Origin of the sequence: Pseudomonas sp. HMWF006 (genome assembly GCF_003061205.1) — a bacterium.
GTDB lineage: Bacteria > Pseudomonadota > Gammaproteobacteria > Pseudomonadales > Pseudomonadaceae > Aquipseudomonas > Aquipseudomonas monsensis.
In genome coordinates this window covers 1-2,404 of record NZ_QAIU01000461.1, presented here as the reverse complement: position 1 = coordinate 2,404, position 2,404 = coordinate 1, and the positions used below count along the sequence as shown (strand labels likewise).

Genomic DNA, 2,404 nt, shown 5'->3' with positions numbered 1-2,404 from the left:
CCTCCACTCAGCCTGCCGAAGGGGCCTGAAGATCAAGATCAAGATCAAGAGCAGGCGAGCTGACACTCGGCCTAGTGGCTGGTTCGGTCATTGTGGGAGACCGGCTGCTGGCTGCTGGCAGCCGACCAGGCTCGGTGGGTGTGCTTGTTTCCTGTAGGTGTGCCGAGGGTTGCGATCTTTTGATTTTGTTTTTCAGAGGCAAGGCTAAAAGGATGCAGTCTTGCGCAGTGCCTGCTTCGCCCTGTGGTTTCCACAGTCCCGCATTTGGCCGAACCGCCACGGTGATGCCTTGTTATAGTTCGGACCTCTCTTTCTGTCCGGTAAAGGATCACTGCCATGTCTCAATACTCCGCCTTCAGCGTCGAACTGGCCGACAATATCGCTCATGTGCAGATCAATCGTCCGGAGAAGATCAATTCGATGAACGCGGCGTTCTGGAGTGAGATCGTCGAGATTTTTCAGTGGGTCGATGACACCGATGAAGTGCGCGTGGTGGTGCTCAGTGGCAACGGTAAACATTTTTCCTCCGGTATCGACCTGATGATGCTCGCCGGCGTCGCCAATGAACTGGGCAAGGACGTCGGCCGTAATGCGCGTCTGCTACGCCGCAAGATTCTCGCCTTGCAAGCTTCGTTCAACGCGGTCGACAACTGCCGTAAACCGGTGCTGGCGGCGATTCAGGGCTATTGCCTTGGCGGGGCGATCGACCTGATCGCGGCCTGTGACATGCGTTACGCTGCCGAAGACGCGCAGTTCTCGATCAAGGAAATCGATATCGGCATGGCCGCCGATGTTGGCACGTTGCAACGGTTGCCGCGGATCATCGGAGACGGCATGCTGCGCGAACTGGCTTACACCGGTCGCACCTTTGGTGCTGATGAGGCGCGCAGCATGGGGTTAGTCAATCGTGTCTATGGCGACAAGGACGCGTTGCTCGAGGGCGTGTTCGACATCGCTCGCGAGATTGCAGCCAAGTCGCCGATTGCCGTCACAGGCACCAAGGAAATGATCAGCTACATGCGCGACCATCGCATCGACGATGGCCTTGAATACGTTGCCACCTGGAACGCCGCCATGTTGCAATCCACCGACTTGCGCGTGGCCATGGCCGCCCATATGAGCAAACAGAAACCTGAATTTCTGGATTGAGAAACCATGACATCTCGCTGGACCACTGCAGTACTGGACACCGATCATCCCGGCGGCTGGGCCGTGGCGCGCAGCCCCGAAGGGTTTTTGTTCGATGACAACGGCGCGCTGTTCCCGCGGGAATGGCTCAAGCGTCAGGACTTGTCGATCCTCGCCGAACACGGCATTGGCCATCTCGATGGCGAGCCGGTGTACCTGCTGGAGTTGCACAGTGTCAGCGAGGTGCCGGGGTGCAACTGGAAAGGTCTGCGGGCGTTCATGCTCGATGGCGATCACACGGTCTACAAGGTCTTGGGTTATGCCGCACAGATCGGCACCTGGGCGCGGGAGCATCGTTTTTGCGGCAATTGCGGGCAGGCCATGACGCAGGTGCCGCGGGAGCGGGCGATGCATTGCCAGCCGTGCGAACTGCGCAATTACCCGCGCATTTCGCCGAGCATGATCGTGCTGGTCACCCGGGGCGACGAGGTCCTGCTGGCGCGCTCACCGCGTTTCGTCACTGGGGTCTACAGTACGCTGGCCGGATTTGCCGAGCCGGGGGAGTCGGCCGAGGATTGCCTGATTCGTGAAGTGCGCGAAGAAGTGCAGATCGAGGTCAAGAACATTCAGTACATGGGCAGCCAGTGCTGGCCGTTTCCGCATTCGATGATGCTCGGCTTCCATGCCGAGTACGCCGGTGGCGAGATTGTCTGCCAGGAAGACGAGATCGAAGACGCCCAGTGGTTCAACGTGCACAATTTGCCGCCATTGCCGGCGTCCAAATCGATTGCCCGTTACCTGATCGACGTCTACGTGGCGCGGCGCTTAGGCCACGCTGAACCAGTGCTGCCAGGCTAGGCGCACGGTCAGACCCAACACCACGGTGATGAACACCGGACGGATGAATTTGGCGCCACCGCTGATTGCGGTGCGCGCGCCGAAGAACGCGCCGACCATCACCGACAGGCCCATGCTCAGGCCGATGATCCAGTCCACTTGCCCGGAAAACACGAACACCGACAGCGCCGCAATATTGCTGACGAAGTTCATGCTGCGCGCCACGCCGCTGGCCTTGACCAGGTCGATCGGGTAGAGCAACAGGCTGCTGACCGTCCAGAATGCACCCGTGCCCGGACCGGCCACGCCGTCATAGAAGCCGAGACTGAAACCCTGGCTCGATTGCCATTTCTTTTTGATCGGTGCGTCGCTGTCCAGTGGCGCTTTCGGTGTGCCGCCGAACAACAGGTACAGGCCGCAGGCAAACACGATCACCGGG

The 2,404-nt window shown here is 59.7% G+C and carries 3 protein-coding genes; 2 read left to right on the top strand and 1 reads right to left on the bottom strand.

Annotated features, from left to right (window positions below; genetic code table 11):
• Positions 1–336: 336 nt before the first annotated feature.
• On the top strand, positions 337–1,149 hold the full coding sequence (locus tag DBR24_RS20060) for a crotonase/enoyl-CoA hydratase family protein (RefSeq protein WP_128615627.1): 813 nt from the start codon (positions 337–339) through the stop codon (positions 1,147–1,149).
• 6 nt (positions 1,150–1,155) lie between these two features.
• Positions 1,156–1,986 carry an NAD(+) diphosphatase gene (gene nudC / locus DBR24_RS20055; RefSeq protein ID WP_128615626.1) on the top strand — a complete coding sequence of 277 codons (831 nt, stop codon included), beginning with the start codon at positions 1,156–1,158 and terminating at the stop codon, positions 1,984–1,986.
• On the opposite strand, the gene DBR24_RS20050 is transcribed toward nudC, so the two are convergent.
• Positions 1,954–2,404: TSUP family transporter (locus DBR24_RS20050; protein WP_146189087.1), on the bottom strand; the 451-nt coding region annotated here is incomplete at its 5' end. The genes nudC and DBR24_RS20050 overlap by 33 nt on opposite strands.